This is a genomic window from Sphingobium sp. 15-1, from assembly GCF_013375535.1.
GTDB classification, from domain to species: domain Bacteria; phylum Pseudomonadota; class Alphaproteobacteria; order Sphingomonadales; family Sphingomonadaceae; genus Sphingobium; species Sphingobium aromaticivastans.
The window spans coordinates 331,008-352,734 of sequence record NZ_JABXJG010000003.1 but is presented as its reverse complement, the minus strand read 5'-3'; the positions used below and the strand labels follow the sequence as shown (position 1 = coordinate 352,734).

The following is a 21,727-nucleotide window of genomic DNA, read 5'->3' as shown; positions in this document are numbered from 1 at the left end:
CGTATGTCACGACGCAAAGAACCCTCGATACCGAACGACATTCTCGATCAGTTGCTTGCCGGCACTGACGCAGCGGCGGCGCTCAGCCAGGGCGGCCTGCTTGATACATTGAAGAAGGCTTTTGCCGAACGGGCGCTCAATGCGGAGATGGATCACCATCTTGGTCAGGAGGAGCAAGGGAACAACAGCCGGAACGGCTATGGCCGCAAGACGGTGACGACCGACGGGGGACGGATCGAGATCGAAGTGCCGCGCGATCGGGCCGGCAGTTTCGATCCGCAGCTGATCGCCAAGTATCAGCGACGCTTCCCCGGCTTCGACGACAAGATCATCTCTATGTATGCGCGCGGCATGAGCACCCGGGAGATCACCGGGCATCTGCGCGAACTATACGGCATTGAGGCCTCGCCCGACCTGATCAGCACGATCACCGACGCCGTGCTTGAGGAAGTCGCAGCCTGGCAGCAACGTCCCCTGGATCCTGCCTATCCGCTGGTTTTCTTTGACGCGATCCGGGTCAAGATCCGCGACGAGGGCATGGTCCGCAACAAGGCGATCCATATTGCCCTGGGCGTCATGGCCGACGGCACCAAGGTGGTCCTCGGGCTGTGGCTGGAACAGAATGAAGGTGCCAAATTCTGGCTGCGCGTCATGAACGAACTGCGCAACCGCGGCGTCGAAGATATCATGCTGGCTGTTGTCGATGGCCTCAAGGGCTTCCCCGATGCCATCACCGCCGTTTTCCCCGAAGCGATGGTCCAGACCTGCATAGTTCATCTGCTGCGCAACTCGATGGATTTCGTGGCGTGGAAAGACCGCAAGGTGCTCGGAACGGCCCTGAAGGCCATCTACCGCGCCGTCGATGCCGCAGCTGCCGAGGAAGCGCTGACGGCCTTCGAAGCCAGCTTCTGGGGCCAGCGGTATCCCGCCATCGGCCAGAGCTGGCGCCGGGCATGGCCCGAAGTCATCCCGTTTTTCGCCTTTCCCGACGAGGTCAGGCGGATCGTCTATACGACAAATTCGATAGAGGCCTTGAACTCCAAGCTTCGCCGCGCTGTTCGTGCGCGGGGGCATTTCCCCAACGATGAGGCTGCAACCAAACTGCTCTATCTGATCTTGAACCGATCGGAAAAAGAGTGGAAAATGCCGCCGCGTGAGTGGAACATGGCGAAGGCGCAATTTGCCGTGCTCTTCGGCGAACGTTTCATCAGGGCCATGACGGCCTGATGGTCAACCGCCTCGTCGCACACGAAATTCCTGACAGTCCCGCGCTGCTGGCGCAGGACTTTGAGGCCATCGTCGCCGGACAGGGGTTCACCGAATTGCCCATCAGCGTCCACCATGCCCGACTCGCTGGCGAAATGAACATCACCCACAAAGACCCTTTCGATCGCTTCTTAATCGCGCAGGCGCTGGCCGAAGGCATGGTGCTGGTTTCTAACGAGGCCTTGTTCGACAGCTTCGCCGTCCAGCGTCTCTGGTAGCGCTCCACAAAAAACATCTCTGCCTTGCTTCTCATCCGCTTGCACCTATAGCCGGGTACACAGCCCCTGCAGTTTGACTGCAACAGCTCGCATACCATCTTATCGATCGTTCTCCTTTCCGGTCCAGAAAATCACCGCTCGGGGGCGCCAAAGCCGTCCCCCGGCTTCGTGTTAGCCGCTGCCTCGGCAGTCCACACTCCGGCTTCTTCCTCGATACTGGGCCGCTCATCTCGCCAAGTGAATATGGGTCATGATCGACATTCGCGGGATATTCCCCGCATCTTACGCAGAGATTAGCAAGGTCAATCCCCGCAAAGGCCAGCGGAAGTCAAACTGACCACCCGAACCCGGCATCAAACCTAGTCCGGATAGAAGGACCCTGAGCTTACGCGGCGTAAAGACTTTTCTGTCCGGTTCAGATCTATCAAATTGAAATTAAACACTGAATGTCCTATAGGTCAAACTCGGAGGCGCCGATGTTTAAGATAGACATGGACATGTACGCCCTGACGAGGGATCGGCTCGGTGGCCCCATCATCCAATATGTCGATGATGGCATCGAGCCCATGTCTCTCCCAATTGACGAAAACGGGAATGTGACCCTTGCCAGCGCGGTCAGTTACTCGATCACCATCGTCGCAATCGCGGGGCTGTTTGCTTACCTGATGCTCGCAATTTGAAGCGAGGCTACTTCCGCAAGTCTGGGTCGTGGAAGAATCCTTTGTCCATGCCAGCATTCACGGCGGATTGGACATCAACAGACCCTTGAACAGCAGAATTGCGGTTTGTCTCGGCGCGTTTACGATCCACTTCGATCACTTCCTTACCCTCATCTATGATCCGCCCAGCGGCATCGGGATCGCCTAAACCCGGCCCATCCACCAAGGGAGCCACGCCGCGGGGATGATAGGTCGAACGCACATCGTCATAACTGCCGATTGATCGGTGCGGCACATCGACGAGATCAGGACGGTCAATGAAGTCCCGCACCTCGCTACCAATTTCCGCCCGCTTATGTTGCATCCATGCATTGATCAGCGCGCCTCTGGCATCGCGTTGCTGGTCTGTCATGGTCGTAGCCCACAATTCGGGGGCGCCCATGCCTGGGTTACGCGTCTGTTCCGCGCGGTACCATTCCGAGAGCTCCTGCGAGAGGTTCGCACTCAGCTGCATGCCGTGGGTTTCCGCATAACTCGCATCGCGACTGAGTTGCTCCGAGAGTTCATGAAGCTTTCGCGCCGTCTCCTGATACGAATGGGCTCGTGAAAGAGCATCTTCGGTGCTCTGCGACGAGGAGGTGGTTGCCGAGGCGCGTTCAAAGACACCGCTTTTGCCGTAGGTGCCATCGGTTTCGTTTGCATTCTCACCATTAGAATGTTCGTCACGGAAGCTGGCGGATGAAGAATTTCTATTATCTGACGACCGCTAATCCGTCGTCCCATAGCGAAGGCGTTCTTCCTGCTGCCCATTACGACCCACGGTGATACCGCAATTACCCGAACCAAAGCTGCGGCCGCCATTTCCGCCACCCGCTGGGCCACTTGCACCCAAACCTGCATGACCGCTGACGCTATCAATTATATTCGCGGATCGCTCCTGACCCTGCGACAGGCTTTGGGACTGACCCGTCGATGATTTCTCCTCGATCCCTTGCGAACTCGACGCAGAGGTGCGGTCGTACCGCTCAATCGACGTTCCTGACGTTTGTCCCCGGCCACTGTCCCAACCGGAACTGCGCTCGCTCGACGTGCCGAACGCACCGCGATTGGTGTGCGTGCTGGTGAGTATGTCCGACGCCGCCGCTTCAAAAGCCTTGGCTTGCCTCTCCGCGACACTCGCCTGCTGGCGCAATTCAGACACAAAGCCGGCGTTCGCACGAGGCTCGACATCCAGCCGGGAAAGGGCCTGATGCATGTCGATCACCTCGGCCCCGTTGCCGAAACTTGAGACCGACGCACCATTGTCATGCCGCCAGCCAAAGGATGCGCTCCCATCTTGATAGCTGGGCGCCATATTCCATTGTCCCGTCTGCCGCATGTTCGATGTCTGGTTCGCCCAGCTTACATTGCCGAAGGCATAATTGCCCGTCGTTTGTTCCAGCGCCGCCGCCTCGGCAGCATTTTGCGCGGGAGCCAGCATCGACATGGACTGCCCCGCGATCGACATCGCTCCCTTCGCGAGCCCTGCCGCCAGGAACGGCACGCTCATCAGCATAAACCCGGCAATGGTCGCGGTTTCGGCATTCACCGCGCCGATCCCCGCATAGGTGCCAAGCGACATCCCGCCCCTGGCAACTCCTGTGGCGGCCACCTCGGCCCGCGTCATGCAGATCATGTGGAGGATCACATAAAGCGGCCCCCAAGCGGCCAGATAGAAAAATCCCGTCGCATAGCCCTTGAGCGCCGACACACCGGTCTGCGGCATCAGGAAGAGCGGAAAGATGACCGGGAACATCGCGAAGAAGACGACCGTCAGCACGACGTTCAGGATCGGCACCCAAGTCATCGCCTGTTGCGCGATGCTGTTATAGGTGTTGCGCGCCTGGATATCGGCGCGGGTCTGCGCGAAGGCGTCGATCGCGCTCCCGCTCATATTGTTCCGGGCCTGCATGAAGGCATTGATCGCGCTATTCTGCCGCATCGTTTCGACAAAGCCGTCGCTCGATTGGGTGAAAGCCTGATTGACGATGGGAATGTCGTGGCGGAGCTTGGCCTCGGCCAGCGTATCGCTGAGCTTGGGATACAGCTCCAGCCCCCACAGCTTCGCGTTGGCGTTGATCATCATGGTCCATTGGCTATCCAGCAGCGCGTAGGCTTGGCTACACGTCACGATATAGGGAGTGACCGTCCCGCCATTGCGCTCCAGATATTCCTGCGACCGGGATTCCGCGTCCGAGGCGATCGCCGCCCAAAGGTCCCTGGCTTCGGCGAGATCCGTCAGCGATTTCTGATTGAGCAAGATATCACCGAAGACGCACTGCTTCATATATTGGTCGAGATTGGCGGAGAATTCGGCATCGCGGATATTGAAATTGCGCGTCGAATCGAACAGTCGCGCGCCGTAGACCATCCCGTTGCTACTGTAATTGAGTTCGCTGGGCATCACGAAGACGGTTTCCGCCGTCCGCGTAAGATAGTCTCCCAACTGGGTCGTGAAACTGGCGAGAATGCCAAGCCCGAGCGGGACGTTCGCGACCGTGGCCGGCGCCAGGCTGGGATTGATCCGGTCCGTCACCTTGATGTCGACGGTCGGCACCATCAGGCACATATAGATGAGCGTCGACTGAAGGAACCAGTTCAGCCAAGCCTTGTAATTCAAGGTGAAGGCGACCACGAACAGGGAGTAGATGAGCCCCATCACCATGACCACGCGGATCATGGAGCGATAGCCCCCTCCCCCCGACCAGGCGGCCACGGCGTTGAAGCTGTTGACGAGATATTCGCCGCCGCCGACCGTAAAGACCTCCAGCATCGCCGGCGCCCTTTCCTAGTTCAGGCCCTGCGCGCCAAGGCCGCGCGAGAAGTTGAGGGCTGCCGCCATGCCCGGCGACATGGAGTTTTGCAGCGTCGATTCCAGGAATACGCTCCGGTTGATGACCTGATAGGTGAGTTGGAGCTTGTTGCTGAGCTTCACCTCGCGCTGGCCAAATTTTTGCCGTGTGGCGGCGATCTGCGCCTTCCACTGCTCAGCGGTGGCCTGGTCGGCAGTCTGATAATGGACCTTCGCCTGCTCGACCCGGTCGAGAATATTGTCGAGCATCGCGTTCAGGATATCGACCGCCACGATCTCGGAGAGCGCCTCGATCTCCCCTTGCGTCAACGAATAATGGGCAAATGCCTGGACGGTCAGGATCTTGTAGAGCGGGATGGTTGCGAGATTGAGCAACTGCTTCTCGGCCGCCGTCAGCGCACTGTTGGTCCGGGCCTTTGCGCTCATGTCGCTGATCATGTCCCGGATGCGCGGGCGCAAAGCCGCGGACGCCGGGATGCTGAGCGTCGTTTCCCCGATATCATAGCAATTGCTGTCATTGCATTTGAGGACCTTCACAGGCGGTGCATCCGCCGTGCCATCCAGCAACGCGGTGATGACCGCCTCTTCTGCCGGCCCAACCATGACGACGCTCCCGCCATTGTTGGAGCCCGTGGGCGCGCGAGTGACGATCGTTCCCACCAGCGTCATGATATATTCCGAGAAATCCTGGTCGAACGCGCCAAATTTGGCGGATTTCTGGAGGGCCTCCCATGTATAATTATGGTCCTGGCCGACCAGCTGATCCTTCATCGCTGCGTCGCTATTGCCCGCAATCGTGCTGTCGCGGCTGCCGCCATTATTGCAGCCCTGACGAGAGGCGGCCCAGTCGGAAAAAACGCCTTGGGAATTGCCGACCGCCTCGCAGATCGTCGCGCGCGCCGTGTCGATCGAAGGCCAGATGCCGCCGACCAGCGCCTGCGCCGTCTCGCAACTGGAGATGTTCATTTGGTTCAAGAGCTGCGCTTTCTGGCTGAACTCGTCCATCACCTTGCCGATTTCCGGCGAGACGGAATCGATCGCCAGCTTGAAGGCAAATCCCAGCGCATTGTTGGCGGTAGCCTTCAACATGGCCACGATCTCCGAGGCATTGATGAAGGAGAAGGAGCCGGAGAAGAGGTCGATACCGCCGCAGCCCGCGCGGGCGCTGGGCAGTTGCAGGTTGAACGGCGAGACGCTTTTCTGCGGAAAGCGCGTCCAGACATTGCCCAGCGAATAATAGCCAGCGGACTGGCCCTGGAAAGCCGACGGGCCGGTCACATTCGCCGCGCCACCCGCCTCGCTGAAGAAATTGTTCATCTCCGAGGCGACATTGGCGTCGGCAACGCCGATAAATGCGAAATGCGCGGCCGCGAGCATCGTCACCGTCGATGCGGCACCGCGGAGAAGGCGGCGCACCGGGCCCCGCGTGCTATCCTGCTCCATCAATAATCACTCCCGACCCTGGTGTTGGTAAGCGTGAAGATGCGATCCATGATCTCGTCGGCGCTCAGCATGCCGAACCCGACCGGGATCGTTCGCCGGGTTGCGGTATCGAAGAGGACGAGCGCCGGCGTTTCGTTGCCGGGGACACCCATGCGCGCACGCTGCCCGGCATCGACCACATAATTGGGGAAATCACGATTGGGGCCTCCGTCCATGGATACGGCCATCACCGCCATGCCATGGCTGTCGGCGACCGACCGCAGGATCGGCCCGAATATATCGCAGGCGCCGCAGCTCTGGGCGTAGAAATAGAAGAGGCCATATCTTTGGCTAAGGCTTTCGAGCACCGCGTCGCGATCGGCCTTGCGATTGTCGAGCCAGGCGCGCTTGCCCACCGTGCTGACCGGGCGCTGAAGCGTATAGTCGAGATCGGGGTTCTGCCAGAGCGCGCGCTGCCAGGTGTCGGAGAAGGTGGAGGCCCGATCGAGCTGCTCGCGCTGGAAGCGGACATAGGCGATGATATTCTCTTCGCTCGGCTCCAGGATCGCCCTGGCCTTCAGCTCATTGAGCTGGCTGGTGATAGCCGCCATCTTCTCCGCGGCGCTGGGCTGGGGGACTTCAGCGTTCGGTCGCGGCGCGGGTTTGGGCCGGGTGCAATAGAACCACTGTCCGAGCTTGCGCTCGCCGCAATAGAAATCATCGCCTTGCGATTGTTCTTCTGCGCCATCGACACCCGCCGAGACGTCCTGCGCATAAACTGGCCCCCCCAGGACTGGCAGCGCCAAAGCTGCCAGCACGAGCATGGCGAGCGCGCGCATCCTTCCCTTCTCCATCGAAACTCCTCCTTGCGCCCTGGGGGCACACCACGCGTTCAGTGCCCGCCGGGCGCGCTGTCCAATTCTCCCTTGGTGAGCTGCAGCAGCGACATCATCAGCGCGACATCCAGCAGCCGCGTGCCCTGGTCGAGCATGCGGATGATGCCGTTCATGAGCGGCCGGGCGACCTCACGCCCCTGAACGCTGGCGCGGATCCGATCCTTGTTTTTGATGAGCCACCCCCGCCCGATCATGTGGCCGATGGTCTCGGCCATGATGTCGCGGGGGATCAACCGTTCAAACCACCGGCCAACGGCGCGGCGGATCTCTTCGACCAGCATCGGCGAGCGGCTGCGAAAAACGCAGACGAAGATCGCCAGCTCGAACGCCGTCATGTCCCAGCCAAAAGGACCGCCGGGTCCCACCATCTCATTGGGCATGGAGATCATAATATCCTTGTATCTTCTGCTGGATGTCCGCCACGGTTTGCACCTCGTCGGGCAGCTTTGCCGCGTCCATGAAGTCCGAATAGACGTCGGTGAAATCCATCACCGACAGGTCAAGGTGTGAGAACTCGTCGACCGTGAAGCCCTCGCACTGCTCATTCTTCGGCTTGCCGAAGGGCTTGTTGATCTGCGGCCGGCCCTGCTCCTGGAGAATGCGCGAAAGCTTGCTTTCAAAGCAGCAATAGGCCTTGCGCTTCGTCGTGCAGACGCCCAGCACGCTGGAGGAGCAATAGCTGCCGACAAAGGTGCAAAAGCCCATGCGGTCCTTCACATCGAGCATCTTCTCTTCAGTCGAACATAGGAAGGTGGTCAGAAATTGCGTCGCGACGCCGGCCAGCGCGGCGACATTGCCATTGAGCGCGCCAGTCAGCGCCGCGCCGCCGATACCCAGCGGTAGCAGCCCCGACACCTTGCCCGCGCAGCAATTGACGACGCCGAAGATCGGCTTGTGGCAGGTGTCGCGCGCGCCGGGGAACACATGCATGTCGTCGGGATCGAAATCCTTGCCAGCCGTGTCGATCGCGTGCAGGGCGGTCAGCGCATCCTTGAACTCGCTCGACGCCTCGCGGTGGATCGCCTCGCAATCGCCGTTGATGCAATAGACATCGTCGCTGCACACATATTTGGGAGGCTGTTCGACCGTTCCCCCCGGCACGGGGCAGCGATAGACCTTTTCCATCATCTTGCAGCCATCGCCCGACGGATTTTCGTCGAGGCAATTGTCATATTTCCAGCTGCATTGGGGATTGGCTTCGAGCGTGCCGCAATCGCTCTGCGGATCTTCGGTATAGCAAGTGTCGTCGGGCTTGCTGTTCGAACCTGCCGGACATATCTGGTGCGAGGTCGCGGGCTGGCTATGGGTTTGCGAACATTGTTGCCCCGACAGCGTGAAATCGGCCGGGCAGTAATAGATGGGCTGAGCCGCGACGGTCCCCGCACATTGCGTTCCCGAAAGTACGAAGTCCGTGGGGCAGGAGTAGATCGGGTTGGCCGCTTCATCCTCCTGGGCGGTGCACGTCGTACCGCTCAGCAAATAGCCGGTGGGGCAGCCGTAGACAGGCGTTCCGGGAACGCTGTCGGTGCGGGAGCAGGTCATGCCGTTGAGGCTATAGCCGGTCGGGCACGAATAGCTGACTGACGCGGCGATCTGCTCGTTCACCTGGCAGGAGCTGCCCGACAGGGTGCCGCCGCTCGGGCAGCTATACTGGACGTTGGCGGGTTTATATTCAGACTTCACGCATGTCTGCCCGGACAGGGCATAGTCGGCGGGGCAGGCATAGGTGACGCTCGCGCCCGTCACATTGGTGCGGTAGCAGGTGGTGCCCTGCAAATCCCCGCCTTGCGGACAAGTGTAGGTGACGACGCCGTTCTGCACGACGTTCGAGACGCACTGATTATAGGCTGGGTCGAAATTCCAGGCGGCGCTGGGGCAGGTATAGGTGGTCAGCGGCCGATAGAGACACCAGGTGTCGCCATATTTCTTGACCTCCTGGACGAACTCGATGCTGCCGGGATTGGTGCCCGTCGGCGCGCATTTCCTGGTGGCAAATTCGGCCTTGCGCATGACGCACCAGGGACCGCCTGCATAACCGCCCTGGCCGTCGGCCTTGTCATTATAATAATAATAGGGGCAGGCGTAAGCGGGTGTGGCGGAGGTCATGTTGGTCGTCACGCACTGGCTGCCCTGGACGCTGCCGCCATTGGGGCAGCTATAGGTCGCGGTCGCTTCATAATTGGCACTTTGCGAGCATGTGCCATTATCGAAGCTATAGCCGGGCGGGCAGGCGTAGCTTGCCGTGGCCGGCTGCGACACTTGCCGGGTGCAGGTCGCACCGTTCAGCGTCCAGCCCGGCTCGCAGCTGTAGCTTGCCGTGACGTCATAGCTGAAATTGCGCACGCAGGTCGTGCCCGACAGCGAGAAGTCGGCGGGGCAGCTAAAATTGGGCGTGGCGCCGATGGTAACCGTCATCTGGCAGACCGAGCCTGCGAGGCTATAGCCACTGGGGCAGCTGTAACCGGTCTGGTCGGCGCCATGGGTCAGGGTGCGGCTGCACCGGCTGCCGTTGAGCGTCCACCCGGCAGGACAGCTATAGGCGCTCACATTGGCGGGCTGGGTCTGCGCGCATTGCGACCCGTTCAAGGTCCAGCCAGCATCGCAGCTATAGCTGATGCTGGCCGGAACCGTCTCGGTCATGGAACAGTTGGTGCCGCCCAGCGTCCATCCCGGCGGGCAGCTGTAGATGGTTTCCGAAGGCACCGAATTCACGACGACGCCGGTATCGCAGGTCGCATCATAATAGATCTGCGCGTTCTCCGCCGGCAGGGGCTGGCACTCGCCGCTGCCGCCGCTGATGGTTTCCCCGCCAAGCTGGGTGGAAGGATCATTCTCGATGGCCATCGCACTGGCGGTCACCGCCTTGATCTCATCGCTCGCAAAGGTCGGCCGCGTCTTCTTGACGTCGGTCGTGATCTGATAGACCTCACTGCTGCCTTTGAGCGCATTGCCGTCATTGGCGAGTTTATCGGGATTGTTGAAATAATCCGCTTCCGGCAACTCGCTGCCCTGGTAAGGCACGATCACGGCCTGCGCGTCGTCCTTGGGCACCCAGTTGCTGTCACTGCGCATGGCAGATCCCAGCGCCTTCCCTTCCTCGCGCGCCTGTTGGCTCGTCATCTGCGCCGGCGTCGGGATCGCCACTCCCAGCAGGACCAAAGACAGAAGGAAGGCGAGCCGCTTCACGGGTGGCGCCGATCGAGATTGGCCCGCGCGACCGCGGCCACCCTTGCACCGGGGCCGTAGCCATCTGCTAAACTGTCGAGCGCATAGCGCACTGTCACATTTCCGGTCATGCGGTCATGCGGCGGCACACGGGTCTGGCATTCGAGGCCGGCGCAGAGATCAAAATCCGACGACACCGCGACATAGGTCGGCACCGCCTGCACATCGAAGGCGCGGAACAGCCGGGGATCGATGCCGATATTGGCAAAGTCTTGGCTATCCACCAATGCGCCAAGTCGGGTGGCAAAGGCCTTCATGCTGTTATCGGGGAACCCCCGAAACACGACGATGCCGCCTGCCGCCGCGGTGTCGCGGATGAGTTGCCTGAGCGACGTGGGCGGCATCGAAAGGCTGGCAAAGGCTATGAACTGCGGCGCCTCGCCCGGCTTGGCGTTCAGATTCTGTGCCGCGCCATCCACGATCGCATCGAAATCGATCGGGCCAGCAGGACCGGTCGGCAAATCGGTCGCCGCGATCCGCTTCATATTCTCGGTCCCACCCTGATGCGCGGCAACCGCCTCTTGGCGAAAGGCGTCACCCCGATCCTTCACCTCCGCGACAAAGGCCTCAGCTTCGGCCTGGGTTTCGGCCGCGCGACGCTTGATCGCCTGAACGTCCAGACCCTCGACATTCTGGGCGAGCAGCGCGGAAATGCCGGCCGTGGCGAGGATGAGGGCAAGCCCAAAAGCGGAGGAGCGCATGCGTAATCCCCCTAAAAAACGCAGCAGTTGCGCTTGCGCCAGACCAGATAGCCCATATCCTCGCCCGCAGCGGGGTAGGCGCGGCCAGCGTCGGGCGGGAAAGTCGATGCACCGATGGCGGAGCATGCGAAGCGCCCCGAGACGGTCGGGATCGGGTTCACCATCTGGAAGCGATATTGCTGCTTGCGCATGATCGGCATCAGATATTTTTCACAAAGGCCTTTCGAGCCCATGGTGCCCCATGCGAGGCCCTGCCGGTGCATCTTGTAGGCAAAGCGCGACAGAGCGAGGCGCGAAGACTGCACATGGCCGATGGACGACGGGATGTTCCCATTCATGGGATACATCGAGCCTTGGCAGCCCGCGCACCAGAAGAGCGGATCGAGCGGCAGGCCCGCAGTCCCCGCGACGCAGTCAGCAGCGCATGCGGCCTGGGCGATCGGATTGGCAAAGACGATGGCTTCAGGGTTGATAAGGCCTGACAGCGCGTCATCCTGCCAGAGCGGATCGACCTCGGTCATATAGGCGATGTCGAAACTGGCCTGTTCGAAGCAGACGAAATCGGTCAGCAGTTCCATCCAGTAGAGCAGCGGATAGACATACCAGTGGACATGCCATTTGGCCGTGCTTTGCGACCGGCCGCCGACCATGGACGGGCCTGCCATATAGCCCTGGCCGATGTCCAACCCCGGCGCCACGCGAATTCCGCCAAGATTGGGGAAGCACCAGGGCTTCATCGTCACGTCGGCGAGGCGCGCCGGTTCCCAGAAACCGACCGAGATGCCGATGCGCGGGAGGGGATCGGTGCAGGCGCAAATTGGCGAGGCGGGGTTGCTAGGGTCAGGCCGGTTGCCGGGCCAGATCTTCAATCCCCCCACCGACAGCGGGAACAGACAAGACCAGCAAACATCGGTAATGGGATTGACGAACTTGCCGTGGCAGGCAGGGCCGGCGGCCTCCGCGCGCTGGGGCGTGATGGCGAAGGCCAAAGCGAGCCAGAGAAAGGCCAGAAGATGGGAACGCAGCAGCCGCATCATTCGCTCTTCCCCGCAGCCTCAAGATGGGCATTGTCGGCGCGGCCTTTGGCGCGGAAATAGATGAGGGTGTGGACGAGGGTCAGCAGGATGAGTCCGGCCACAAGCCGCACCGCGACTGATCCCACCAGCGCCCGCATGGATGCGAAGAACAGGGTTGCGGCGGCCAGCGCCAGACATAAGCCCTGCCAGACATGGCGCATCAGTCTAAGGAACCGGGTTTCCGGCGCCGCCATCGGCGTGCGCAGGAGATCGAGCCAGAGCGGCATTAGCCCGCCCTCCTAGACATGAGGACGAGTTCGCTCACCTGCATGACCTTGCCGGCAGGACTCACCACGGCCGGCGTGTGCTGGATACCGAATTTGCCGGTAAGCCGCCCTTCCTGGTCGAAATAGAAGCGGCGCTTCCGATTGGTCATCTCTTCGATGGGCGAGCCGCTGACCAGGATGATCTTGGCCTTCAGATCGCTGTAGCGCCCGGTCGCCCATGCCATTTGCTGAGGATCATCGCCATCGACGAACACCAGATCCTGGTGGATGGTCACGAAATCGAGCGGATTGATCCTCTGCCCGGCCGCCGCGATCAGCTGCCCCTTGGGATCGCGAATATCCTGTTCGACGGTAACCGTCGGATCGAACTGCCAGTTCCGCGGCTCCTGTGCAGGCGTAATCCCGCTCACCGGGTCGGGTCGCCGGACCTTGGCCTCGACGCGCCTGGCGAAGGCCGCATTCATGCGCGCCAGTTCCCCGCTCGCCTCCGCTTGGCTGAGGCGCGCTTCGATCGTCGCGAGCAGATCGGGTTCGATCACCGGGAAGGTCTGACCGGCCTGGCCATAATCCTTCGCTTCACCGCGCATCGAGCCCGCTACAAGCAACACCGCGCCCAGCGCGGCGCCTGCCATGATGCCGCACGCCAGCCGCCTCATAGCACCGGCTCCCCGGTGCCGATGATCTGCCGGGTGCAGATGAGGCCGATTTCCGCATAGCGGCTGTCGAACCCATCCTTGTGCGGGGTGCCCACATAATAACAGCCGCGCGGGATGACGCCCGTTGGGCCAGGGGTCAGTTTCTCGCCGCGACGCGTGCGCACCTTCATCCGCGCAACGAGCCTGCCATTGACGTGGACCAGCGCGCCCTCATGCGCGACGACATCGCCGGGCATGCCATAGACCTGCTTGCCGAACATCGGCGGCGCGGCGCCGAAGTGCCGCTTGACCAGCGCATTGGCCGGCGCGTTGAAGAAGACATAATCGCCCCGCGCCGGCAATTGGCTACGGTGGATCAGGAAAGCCCAATTGGGCAGCGAGTCTGTCCGGTTGATGAGGAAGGCATGGCGATCCCGCCAATCACGGATCGCGCCATAGGCTGCCCATCCGAGCAGCCCGACGCCCAGCATCACCCAGAGCCTTTTGTGCGGGCGCCTGCGCAGCGCTGGCGCCTCACTGACCACTTGCGCCATCAGAGCCTCCAAAGGTCGAGACGGACGCACCCGGATAAGGGATCCCCGGAGCGGGATCAGGTCCACCGGCAAAGGGCTCTGTCCCCTCGATCGGCTGACGCGCCGGCAGTGCCATCGGATCGGTCGCTGCATCAGGCTGCGCCAACGGTGCGGCCTGGAACTGCGCCATGGCGCGCCGCTGCAGCGATTGCATCTCCTGCGCGCTGGCCTGCCTGGGGCGGGCTATGCCCGAGGCATAGACCGCCTTTTTGAGGCTCTCGGTAATGTCGGGCACATTCTTCGACAGCACCGCCTCGCCCACCATGACGATCTCGCCCTTTTGCGAGCGGCGCTGCAATTCCCGGTCGAGCGCAGCCATGAAGCGGCGCATGTCCGCTTCCACTTGAGGCTGCGGTGAAACGCTATGGGCCTGCGCCTGCACATAGTCGCCAACGATCGTCGACAGGCGGGCCGAAACGATCCGATCCCGGGCCGGCGTCACCAATGTCTTTGTAACCCACATGCCCCAGACAAGGCCCGCCGTGAGGGCCGCACCGGCGACAAGCTGGCCGCGCGTGAACCCGGCAAAGAGGCCGGTGCGGCGGGGCGCGGCCGGAACAGTCGCGGAGGGGAGCGTGGGGAGATCGAGTTCCTGCTGCTCAGCCACGGCGCGCGCTCCCTGACCCGGCTGTCCGGGCAAGAATGTGGTGCCGCCGGAAAAAGAGGATGGAGAGGGTGAAAAAGGCGTGGGCCGCGAGCAGTTGGTGGTGGAAGGAGGCGGCGCGATCCGGGCCTGCCGCGAGGTAGCGGCTAGTCAGATTGCCCAGCTGGTGCATCAGACCCTCGATCGAGAATCCGCCGATCGCAAGGAAGAAGAGGACGAACATCCCCCAGCTCATGAGCAGGACGCCCGCGCAAAAGCCGGTCAAACGCAGGCTGGCATAGGCGATCGTCGTCCAGTCGAGGCGTCGGCGCCGCCGCTGCCTCGCGGGATGACCATGACGGGCTATTGGGCTCAGCTGCATGGCGCTCACTCCGCTGCTGCGGCGAGGTCATCGGGACTCGCCGTCCATTTGTCTGGCCGATCGGGGAAAGCGATCCGTTCGATCGCCTGGCTCATCGGCATCCCTTGCCCAACCATTTGCTCAATCGCGGCAAAGGTCCGGGGGCTTGATGAGAAGAGCGTTGCCGAATAGGAATCGAGGACGAGGCGGCCCACGGCCAATGTCTCAGGCCCCTTGATCAGGATGTCGGAATATTCAAAACCGTTACGTTTCAAGGAACGCAGCAACGCATCGGTGTAATCGTCCATTTCGAAGCGATCATGCTTCTTGAAGTCGGCGATGGTTTCCGATTTGTGCTGGAGGATGACGAACCAGTCACTATTCTCCAGCGCGGCGATGGATCCTGCGGACTTATAATAGTCGTTGAGTGACTGGGTCGCGGTCACCAGAGACGCGCCATATTTGCGACAGGTGCGCGCATAGGTTTCGATGAAGTCGGCCATCGCCCCGCCGCGCAGCATCTGCCAGGCTTCGTCCAGCAGCAGCGCCTTGGGAATGGACCGGTCGAGCTTGCGCATCATCTGCTGCGCCATGAACATGATCGCGGTCAGCACCACACTGCGCAATTCCTCGCGCGAGGAGAGGTCGGAAAGCTCGAAGACGGTCAGATTGGTCGAAAGCTCGAACGACACCTCCCCCACGAAAAAGCTGCCGAAGGTGCCGCGAGACGAGAAGGGCCGCATGGCGATGCCAAGCGCGACCGCTAGTCCATTGCCGGTCCGATCCAGCGCGGCGATGACATCGTCGATGGCGCCAGCCCGGCCTTTCTCTTCCCAAACCTCATTGACCGCGCCATCGATCAGCCCGCGCTCGGTATCGTTGAGGGTGTCGATATGGCGTGCCATCTGGTTCACGATGGCCTTGAGCATCGCGAGGCAATCCAGCCGATAATCCTGGTCGCTCGCCGCGAGATCCGCGTCGATCATGCTGAACGGGTTGAGGCAGAAACCCGACGCCATGGTGAACTCGACAAAGGCGCCGCCCTGGAGCTTGGCCGAGTGCTCGAACGAGCGGCCATCATCGATCACCACCACACGGGCGCCGGCGCCGCAAAGCGAGGCGCACAGTTCCTGGAGCGCAACCGATTTGCCCGACCCAGATTTACCGAACACCGCGACATTATGATTGCCCGCGCTATTCTCGAACGGGCTCCAGAAGAAAGGCTGACCCCGCCTGCCGACCAGCAGCAAATGCGGGATTGGGCCGCCCAGATATTCACCCTGGAGCGGCGCGAGATTGGCGGCGGTCGTCGTCAACATGGTGCGCATCCGCTTCATGCGCTCGAGATCGCGGGCTAGGCCGTTCGCCATGGTCATCGGCATGGCGCAGAGCAGGCCCATGACCTGGAGGTAGCGATCGTCGAGCAGATCCCAGCCGGCGGCGCGATAGACGGATTTCAGGACCCGCTCATTGGTGTCGCCCTTTCCCTTGGGCGAGAAGGCAGTGACCGAATAGAAAAGCCGGACGAGTTTGCGCCCCTGCTTCATCTCGTCATTGACGTAGCGCCATTCCTGGCTCTGCTCCTTGAGTTGCGGCAGGAAGCGCGCCGACTTGCTGTCGGCAAGGCTGGTCGTGCGCATATATTTAAAGCCCGCCTTGCTGCTGGCCGCTTCCACGTCGGGAAAGTCGATGCAGAGATTGGTCGCGACCGGACAGGGCATGCGCAGCTTGTCGGTAAACATGTCGCCAATCAGTCGCGCCACATCCCAGGGCGCCCAGCGCTGGGGCAGATTGCGGACCGAGAAGGAGCGCACATCGAAAAGGTCCGGGTAAATCTCGCCGATCTCGGGTGTGCCGTCGACCTCGCGCCCGGTCGGGCGGAAGCGTTCGGTCCGCAGCAAGATGCGATCGGCTTCGACCCGCATCTCGATATCGCGGCGGATCGCCTGGTCGGCGATGCTGTCGAGGGGATTATAGCTGACGGCGTCGTCTCCCGGCGCGGTGGTCGGCGAGGTGATGTCGTCGATCCAGGCGATGAGCGCTTCCGGGCCCATCCTGCGCGCCGACACATTGATCGAGGCGAGCGCGGAGATGAGACCGTCCATCACGCCTGCAATCTCCTCATTGGAGACGCGCGAGCTTTCAGGGGTGGAATAGGAGATGGCGACGCGGTGGTTGCGAAGACAAAAGGGCGCGTCGACCGAGAGCGAGGTCCAGACGCCATCGGTCATGCATTCGACCCGGTGCCTGGCCATGCGCTCATAAATGCCATGCGCCTGGTATCGCGGCACATACCATTTGGAGAGGAGTTCGCCGACGCGCGGGCTCATCCATTGGTGGAATTGCAGACAGCCCGGCGTCGGAATCGCCTCGGACAGAAATTGGGCCAATATTTCGCCGCTGCGCTCATCCGCGCCCACCATGGGCGCCACTTCCAGCACGAAGCCGCGCGAGGCGCTGTTGTAGAAGATGCCGGTTTTCGCGTCATAGCTGCGATAGGGGAGCCAGTGGGCGAGCATCGGCACGCCAAGGTTCGGCCTGGCGGCGTCGGGCTGTTTGGTATCGCCCAGCAGGGCACCCATCAGGCGGTCGAGAAAGGCGGGCTTAGCCATTATTGGTCCTCCGCAACGGCACCGGGAAAGGCGGCTGCGCGCATGGTGGGCGCGGGAGGCGGCGCAAGGGGCGTCTCGACGATCGGCTTCGCATTCGGGGCAGGCGTCCCCGCCCCCTCCTGGACCCGTGCCGGCGTCGCGGTTGCTTTACCGATGGCGCTTGCTGCCAGGGATGCCGACCCATCGCGCCGGGTGGCGGCAAGGCGGCGCGCCACGTCCGATTTGATGGTGGCGACCGGATCGGCCTTTCGCGCGCGCACAGCCTCCACCGCGGCGGGCGTTGGCAAGGTGGGATCGACCGCTTGGCGCCCGTCCGCTCGATCGCCCGCTTCCGCGAGACCTGGCATTTCCGGCGCGGCGGCCAGCGCGTTGCGGGTTGGAACCGGTTCCCCTGCCCCCACTGCGCTTTGCCACTCCCCTTGCGCGACGACGGCGTGAATGGCGCTCGCCTCGTGCAGGCGCCCGCGCTCGTCGATATAGGCCGGAAAGACAATCCGCATCACGCGCTCGCGGGTTCGTGTCGCATCGGCGGTGACCGGCGCGCCAGCAGGCTGGGCATGGGCAGTGCGACCTGGAGGCGGATGTCCGCGCTGCTCCTGATAGATGGGCTCTGCCGAGGGATCGGCGGTGATCATCGCCAGCGCGCGGTCATCGATCACAGCGCTGGGCGCACAGATGCCGTCAGGCGCGGCGCAGGCGAAGCTGCCCTTGATGTTACCGCCGAAGCCCGCGCAGCCGCCAAGCGCAACAAGGCCAAGGAGGCCGCACCCGCATCGGACCCACATCCGCGCGGCGATCGTCCGGCTCACGACCGCCCCTCCTTCAGCCATTGCTCGAGAAACTCGCGCGGCCGATAGCCTTCGAGCACCGCGCCATCGCTCCGCACGATGACGGGGGTGCCGTTGAGGCCATGGCTCCGGGCAAAAGCCTCATTGGCATCGAGCCCGGTGGTATCGCAGGTCGCGCCACCCCTCATCGGCTCGCCCGCATAGGCAGCATGCACCGCCTGCTCCCGGTCCTTCGCGCAATAGACGCGATCGGCAATATCGCGGCTGCCAAGCACCGAGATCGGCCGCTCGATCACCTTCACGTTCATCGAGCGCAGGACATTGGAGAGAGCGCGGCAATAGCCGCAGCGGAAATCGGTGAAGATAGTGATGGCCTGTCCCTGCGGATTGCCCCAGATGATCGCGCCTTCCTTGCCCAGCCCATCGAGCGAGAGTTTGCGTAGGAGCGGCGCGGCGGGCGTCGGCCTCAGATCGGCCTTGCCAGCAGCGGCCGCACCAACCGCCCGCTGCGCGTCCTGGCCCGTGACATTCGCCGCTGCATTGGCGGAGGCCGCCGCGCCGACCAGCATGTCCGGGTTCATTTCCAGCAACCGCGCCGCGGTCAGGTCCTGGCGTGTCTGCATGTCGTAGATGCGGCCAATGATGAGATAGCGCGCGGCGGGATCGACATAGAAGAGATTGGCGCCGGCGGTGATTTCGCACAGCCCCCTCACCTTCGCGCAATCAATCGCGCGGACCGGCGTTTTTGGCAGACGGGCTTTCAACGCCTCACGCACCGCCATGTCCGCCGCCGGCACGTCGGCCGCGAGGCTGAGGCTCGCCAGGCCAACCGAGCAGGCAGCGGCTATCACGATGCGCGAGGGGCGAACCGCGCCGCCCACACGGCGAGCCCAATCAATTGCGGACATAGACACCCTCCAGGAAGACGATTTCGACATCGATGCCGGTCGGCATCTCGATCACCGGCTGATATTGCTCGGCGCGTTCGATCAGATATTTGGACACCATGTCGCCGGTCTGCGCGACGCCTTCTCCCAGGCCCCCTTCCAGGATGTCCCCGGTCGAAAGCTTGTCGCGCTTGCCGTTGGTGCTGATATTGGTGCCCTGGAACACGCTGTTGGCATTGGCCGAGAAGCCCCGGCCGAACCCACCAACCAGGCCCGCCATGAAGGCCTGGGTGACCAGCGATCCCTCGCGCGACACCACCCTGCCGCGCACGCCGGTCTTGCCGCCAAAGGCGATGAAGCCCTTCACCTCCGAGACGGCATAGCGTCCGCCAGGCTGCGGGCAGGTCATCTTCTGGAGCTTCACATAGACCTTCTCAGCTGAGAGATCGCCGCGCGCCGCGCCATTGATGAGGCAGCCCTCGATCCGGGTGGTGAGGAGCTTGCCATTGGCGAAGACCGAGCGCGCCGGGCCCGTGATGCGCAGCACTACCGGAAGCGGATCGGTCTGGCTGTTGACCCCGGCACTGGCATCGACACCCACGATCACCCGCGCCCGCGCAAAGCTGTTGGGCGGGAGATAATTGGGGCTGTCGGTATAGACGGTGCTGCCCTTGGCGATTTTCGAGGCGGTGCCCGTATCGCTGCTGGTGAAGCTCACCATCTTGACCTCGTTGCCGCGTGGCAGCGCTTCTGCGGTCCGCGGCGTACCCGTCCCTGCCGGCCCGTCGGGGCGCTGATAGCTTTGCGGGCCATTGGTCCCATAGAGCGCGGAAGGACCTGGGGTGGGTGGTGGCGTGATGCGCCGATCGGAGATCTGGCGCTTCAATTGCTCATTCTCGGCCTGATAGGCGGTGAGGACGCGCTGGCCGTCGGATTGCATGGCCTGGTTCTGGGCTTTCAGCGCCTCGACCTGCGCTGCCAGCTGGTCCATACGCCGCTGCTGGCCGCCCACGGCCTTCAACTGATTTTCCTGCGCCTGGAACTGGTTTTCCGACATGGCCATCCACTCCTGCTGGGAGAGGTTGCGGTTCACCAGATCCTTGGTCGACACATCGACCTGCTCGCCGCTTTCGGCCTCGACCTGCGGCTTCTTGTTGTCGCCGCTGAAGATCCAGAAGGACGAGGCGACCAGACCTACGCCTGCGGCACCGGCGAGGAGCAGCCGCTGCTTGCGGCGCACCGCCTCATTGCCGGCGAGGTCGGCGCTGATCGGGGACACCTCCTCGCCCTCCGCCTCGATACTGTCGGGTGCCTTGCGCTTGCGCGAAAAGAGATCAGGCAGGGGCATCAGGGCCTCCCATTTTGCGAGATGAGATAGGCGGTCGTGATCTTGCCCGGTTCCAGCCGGGACTGCGAGATCGAGACGGCGAGCGTGTTGCTGGGCGCAACCGTCTCCTCATTGAGGTCGACGGGTTTCGCGCCCTTATTCTCGATACGCAAGACCTTGCCGGTAAGGTCTGACCCGCGATATTCCGCGATCATCTGGACCTTGAGGTCGCCCACCTGGACTGGGCGCAGCGAGCGCTGGCGCATGTCATAGCCCGGGGCCGCGCCATTGACGACCATGGCCTGCATGAGTTCGACGGCGGCTTCCTGCGGGCCTTGCCTTTGCTGCGGCGCCTCTGCTTCCGCCTTGTCTTTGGCGATAGCAGGGTTGGAGACGAATATCTGCGCGGCCTGATCACCGCCGATGCGGCAGACGAACTTATAGACATAGCCACGCTTGCTGGTGCCAAAGAAGGAAAGCGCAGGCTTGGCAAAGCCATCGGGCACCGAGAGATAGATGTCCCCGCGGACCGGCTCGTTGACGACCGAGAAATCCTCCGCCGGATTGCCGGATGCGATTTTCGAGACGCTGGCAAATTCATCCTCGACGAGGCTGATACGGGTCAGGTCCTTGGCCGATGCTTGGCAATCGACCTGCGCACTGTCCGCCGCCATGATGGTCTGGTCAGCCCAGGCCGGCGCGCTGAGCAGCAATATCGCAACCCCAAGCAGTCCAAGGCCAATGAGGCGACTGGCCAGGCACAGCGGTCGGCTGGCGAAGGCCGCGCCGCCGGCGGCGCTGCCAATGATGGTGACGATGATGGGGGCCGTCATCATGGCTTCTTCCCCTTCTCGTCCTCGACCATGCCAAAGCCGATCAGCTTCAGGGTCAGGCCCGCATATTCCCAGCGGTAGCGGAAGGTGCGCAGTTGCTTGGAGACGACCTTGCTGCCGACGATGGTGTGCAGCTCGCCCGTCACTTCCGAGGTCAGCCGGTCCGGGTCGATGGTCATCGACTGGATCGTGAAGAATTGCGCGATCGACGATCCCCGCTGTTCCTCGACGATCTTCATGAGATCGGCCTTGAGCCTCCCCTGTGCCCGCGGCGAGGAAATGGCGAGGACGCTCTCCATCCAATATTCGAGATTTTGCGGGTTGCGATCGAGGGTCAGCAGCACGACGTCGCGGGTGATCATTTCGAGATAGTCCCGGCTGACGCCGGCGCTCGATACGGTGAGCGGCGATCGCAACACCGGCTGCAACACCACTTCTCGGTCCCGCGAGAGCGTGACGCCCAGTAGCACGACGCTGGCAATCCCCAGCGCACCAGTCACCGTGAACAGCAAATTGCGCTGCTTCAAAATCCGCTGGTGCTGCGAATGTTGGTAGGAAAGATCCATA

20 protein-coding genes and 1 pseudogene are annotated in these 21,727 nt (G+C 62.4%); 3 read left to right on the top strand and 18 right to left on the bottom strand.

Annotation, left to right across the window (positions count from 1 at the left end):
- Positions 1-3: 3 nt before the first annotated feature.
- The 3 genes from HUK72_RS24630 to HUK72_RS24620 all read left to right on the top strand — a co-directional run bounded on the left by HUK72_RS24630 (position 4) and on the right by HUK72_RS24620 (position 2,164).
- The gene (locus HUK72_RS24630) at positions 4-1,227 is read left to right on the top strand and encodes an IS256 family transposase (RefSeq protein ID WP_176599150.1); all 1,224 of its coding nucleotides are present in this window, start codon (positions 4-6) and stop codon (positions 1,225-1,227) included.
- Complete coding sequence (locus tag HUK72_RS24625) at positions 1,227-1,484, top strand: type II toxin-antitoxin system VapC family toxin (RefSeq protein WP_255326004.1); 258 nt, start codon at positions 1,227-1,229, stop codon at positions 1,482-1,484. Before HUK72_RS24630 ends, HUK72_RS24625 begins: the two co-directional genes overlap by 1 nt.
- Before the next feature lie 476 nt (positions 1,485-1,960).
- A complete protein-coding gene (locus HUK72_RS24620; RefSeq protein ID WP_176599149.1) occupies positions 1,961-2,164 on the top strand; it encodes a hypothetical protein in 204 nt (67 codons plus the stop codon).
- A 7-nt stretch (positions 2,165-2,171) separates the two neighbouring features.
- Here HUK72_RS24620 and HUK72_RS24615 read toward each other — a convergent pair.
- From HUK72_RS24615 to HUK72_RS24530, 18 genes and pseudogenes are all read right to left on the bottom strand, one after another.
- Positions 2,172-4,955 (bottom strand): annotated as a pseudogene (locus HUK72_RS24615) (conjugal transfer protein TraG N-terminal domain-containing protein).
- Between the two features lie 15 nt (positions 4,956-4,970).
- Entirely contained in the window at positions 4,971-6,371 is a 1,401-nt protein-coding gene (locus HUK72_RS24610) for a conjugal transfer protein TraH (RefSeq protein ID WP_176599461.1), read from the bottom strand.
- Between the two features lie 65 nt (positions 6,372-6,436).
- On the bottom strand, positions 6,437-7,240 hold the full coding sequence (locus HUK72_RS24605; RefSeq protein ID WP_369806084.1) for a conjugal transfer protein TraF: 804 nt from the start codon (positions 7,238-7,240) through the stop codon (positions 6,437-6,439).
- A 68-nt stretch (positions 7,241-7,308) separates the two neighbouring features.
- Complete coding sequence (locus HUK72_RS24600; RefSeq protein WP_255326003.1) at positions 7,309-7,692, bottom strand: hypothetical protein; 384 nt, start codon at positions 7,690-7,692, stop codon at positions 7,309-7,311.
- Positions 7,682-10,498, bottom strand: a complete 2,817-nt coding sequence (gene traN / locus HUK72_RS27720) for a conjugal transfer protein TraN (protein WP_369806060.1) — start codon at positions 10,496-10,498, stop codon at positions 7,682-7,684. The genes HUK72_RS24600 and traN overlap by 11 nt, the downstream gene beginning before the upstream one ends.
- Positions 10,495-11,238, bottom strand: coding sequence for a type-F conjugative transfer system pilin assembly protein TrbC (gene trbC, locus HUK72_RS24590; RefSeq protein WP_176599148.1), 744 nt, complete (start codon positions 11,236-11,238; stop codon positions 10,495-10,497). Before trbC ends, traN begins: the two co-directional genes overlap by 4 nt.
- An 11-nt stretch (positions 11,239-11,249) precedes the next feature.
- A complete protein-coding gene (gene traU, locus HUK72_RS24585) occupies positions 11,250-12,272 on the bottom strand; it encodes a conjugal transfer pilus assembly protein TraU (RefSeq protein ID WP_176599457.1) in 1,023 nt (340 codons plus the stop codon).
- Positions 12,272-12,541 carry a hypothetical protein gene (locus tag HUK72_RS24580; RefSeq protein ID WP_176599147.1) on the bottom strand — a complete coding sequence of 90 codons (270 nt, stop codon included), beginning with the start codon at positions 12,539-12,541 and terminating at the stop codon, positions 12,272-12,274. Before HUK72_RS24580 ends, traU begins: the two co-directional genes overlap by 1 nt.
- A complete protein-coding gene (gene traW, locus HUK72_RS24575) occupies positions 12,541-13,197 on the bottom strand; it encodes a type-F conjugative transfer system protein TraW (protein ID WP_176599146.1) in 657 nt (218 codons plus the stop codon). The genes HUK72_RS24580 and traW overlap by 1 nt, the downstream gene beginning before the upstream one ends.
- Complete coding sequence (locus HUK72_RS24570; protein ID WP_176599145.1) at positions 13,194-13,730, bottom strand: S26 family signal peptidase; 537 nt, start codon at positions 13,728-13,730, stop codon at positions 13,194-13,196. The genes traW and HUK72_RS24570 overlap by 4 nt, the downstream gene beginning before the upstream one ends.
- The gene (locus HUK72_RS24565) at positions 13,711-14,376 is read right to left on the bottom strand and encodes a type-F conjugative transfer system protein TrbI (protein WP_176599144.1); all 666 of its coding nucleotides are present in this window, start codon (positions 14,374-14,376) and stop codon (positions 13,711-13,713) included. Before HUK72_RS24565 ends, HUK72_RS24570 begins: the two co-directional genes overlap by 20 nt.
- Positions 14,369-14,734 (bottom strand): hypothetical protein, encoded by a 366-nt coding sequence (locus HUK72_RS24560; protein WP_176599143.1) that lies wholly within the window; start codon positions 14,732-14,734, stop codon positions 14,369-14,371. Before HUK72_RS24560 ends, HUK72_RS24565 begins: the two co-directional genes overlap by 8 nt.
- Before the next feature lie 5 nt (positions 14,735-14,739).
- Complete coding sequence (gene traC, locus HUK72_RS24555) at positions 14,740-17,325, bottom strand: type IV secretion system protein TraC (protein WP_176599142.1); 2,586 nt, start codon at positions 17,323-17,325, stop codon at positions 14,740-14,742.
- Positions 17,325-18,134 carry a TraV family lipoprotein gene (locus HUK72_RS24550; RefSeq protein WP_369806058.1) on the bottom strand — a complete coding sequence of 270 codons (810 nt, stop codon included), beginning with the start codon at positions 18,132-18,134 and terminating at the stop codon, positions 17,325-17,327. The genes traC and HUK72_RS24550 overlap by 1 nt, the downstream gene beginning before the upstream one ends.
- Complete coding sequence (locus HUK72_RS24545; RefSeq protein WP_176599141.1) at positions 18,131-19,021, bottom strand: DsbC family protein; 891 nt, start codon at positions 19,019-19,021, stop codon at positions 18,131-18,133. Before HUK72_RS24545 ends, HUK72_RS24550 begins: the two co-directional genes overlap by 4 nt.
- Entirely contained in the window at positions 19,008-20,348 is a 1,341-nt protein-coding gene (locus tag HUK72_RS24540) for a TraB/VirB10 family protein (RefSeq protein ID WP_176599140.1), read from the bottom strand. The genes HUK72_RS24545 and HUK72_RS24540 overlap by 14 nt, the downstream gene beginning before the upstream one ends.
- The gene (locus HUK72_RS24535) at positions 20,348-21,160 is read right to left on the bottom strand and encodes a type-F conjugative transfer system secretin TraK (RefSeq protein ID WP_369806083.1); all 813 of its coding nucleotides are present in this window, start codon (positions 21,158-21,160) and stop codon (positions 20,348-20,350) included. Before HUK72_RS24535 ends, HUK72_RS24540 begins: the two co-directional genes overlap by 1 nt.
- A complete protein-coding gene (locus tag HUK72_RS24530) occupies positions 21,160-21,726 on the bottom strand; it encodes a type IV conjugative transfer system protein TraE (protein WP_176599138.1) in 567 nt (188 codons plus the stop codon). Before HUK72_RS24530 ends, HUK72_RS24535 begins: the two co-directional genes overlap by 1 nt.
- Position 21,727: the final 1 nt, after the last annotated feature.

Excerpts from the sequence above, each read along its gene's own strand:
- HUK72_RS24630 (WP_176599150.1), top strand. The coding sequence starts at position 4 with ATGTCACGACGCAAAGAACCCTCGATACCGAACGACATTCTCGATCAG.
- HUK72_RS24625 (WP_255326004.1), top strand. The coding sequence starts at position 1,227 with ATGGTCAACCGCCTCGTCGCACACGAAATTCCTGACAGTCCCGCGCTG.
- HUK72_RS24620 (WP_176599149.1), top strand. The coding sequence starts at position 1,961 with ATGTTTAAGATAGACATGGACATGTACGCCCTGACGAGGGATCGGCTC.
- HUK72_RS24610 (WP_176599461.1), bottom strand. The coding sequence starts at position 6,371 with ATGCTCGCGGCCGCGCATTTCGCATTTATCGGCGTTGCCGACGCCAAT.
- HUK72_RS24605 (WP_369806084.1), bottom strand. The coding sequence starts at position 7,240 with ATGCTCGTGCTGGCAGCTTTGGCGCTGCCAGTCCTGGGGGGGCCAGTT.
- HUK72_RS24600 (WP_255326003.1), bottom strand. The coding sequence starts at position 7,692 with ATGCCCAATGAGATGGTGGGACCCGGCGGTCCTTTTGGCTGGGACATG.
- trbC (WP_176599148.1), bottom strand. The coding sequence starts at position 11,238 with ATGCGCTCCTCCGCTTTTGGGCTTGCCCTCATCCTCGCCACGGCCGGC.
- traU (WP_176599457.1), bottom strand. The coding sequence starts at position 12,272 with ATGCGGCTGCTGCGTTCCCATCTTCTGGCCTTTCTCTGGCTCGCTTTG.
- HUK72_RS24580 (WP_176599147.1), bottom strand. The coding sequence starts at position 12,541 with ATGCCGCTCTGGCTCGATCTCCTGCGCACGCCGATGGCGGCGCCGGAA.
- traW (WP_176599146.1), bottom strand. The coding sequence starts at position 13,197 with ATGAGGCGGCTGGCGTGCGGCATCATGGCAGGCGCCGCGCTGGGCGCG.
- HUK72_RS24570 (WP_176599145.1), bottom strand. The coding sequence starts at position 13,730 with ATGGCGCAAGTGGTCAGTGAGGCGCCAGCGCTGCGCAGGCGCCCGCAC.
- HUK72_RS24560 (WP_176599143.1), bottom strand. The coding sequence starts at position 14,734 with ATGCAGCTGAGCCCAATAGCCCGTCATGGTCATCCCGCGAGGCAGCGG.
- traC (WP_176599142.1), bottom strand. The coding sequence starts at position 17,325 with ATGGCTAAGCCCGCCTTTCTCGACCGCCTGATGGGTGCCCTGCTGGGC.
- HUK72_RS24545 (WP_176599141.1), bottom strand. The coding sequence starts at position 19,021 with ATGTCCGCAATTGATTGGGCTCGCCGTGTGGGCGGCGCGGTTCGCCCC.
- HUK72_RS24540 (WP_176599140.1), bottom strand. The coding sequence starts at position 20,348 with ATGCCCCTGCCTGATCTCTTTTCGCGCAAGCGCAAGGCACCCGACAGT.
- HUK72_RS24535 (WP_369806083.1), bottom strand. The coding sequence starts at position 21,160 with ATGACGGCCCCCATCATCGTCACCATCATTGGCAGCGCCGCCGGCGGC.
- HUK72_RS24530 (WP_176599138.1), bottom strand. The coding sequence starts at position 21,726 with ATGGATCTTTCCTACCAACATTCGCAGCACCAGCGGATTTTGAAGCAG.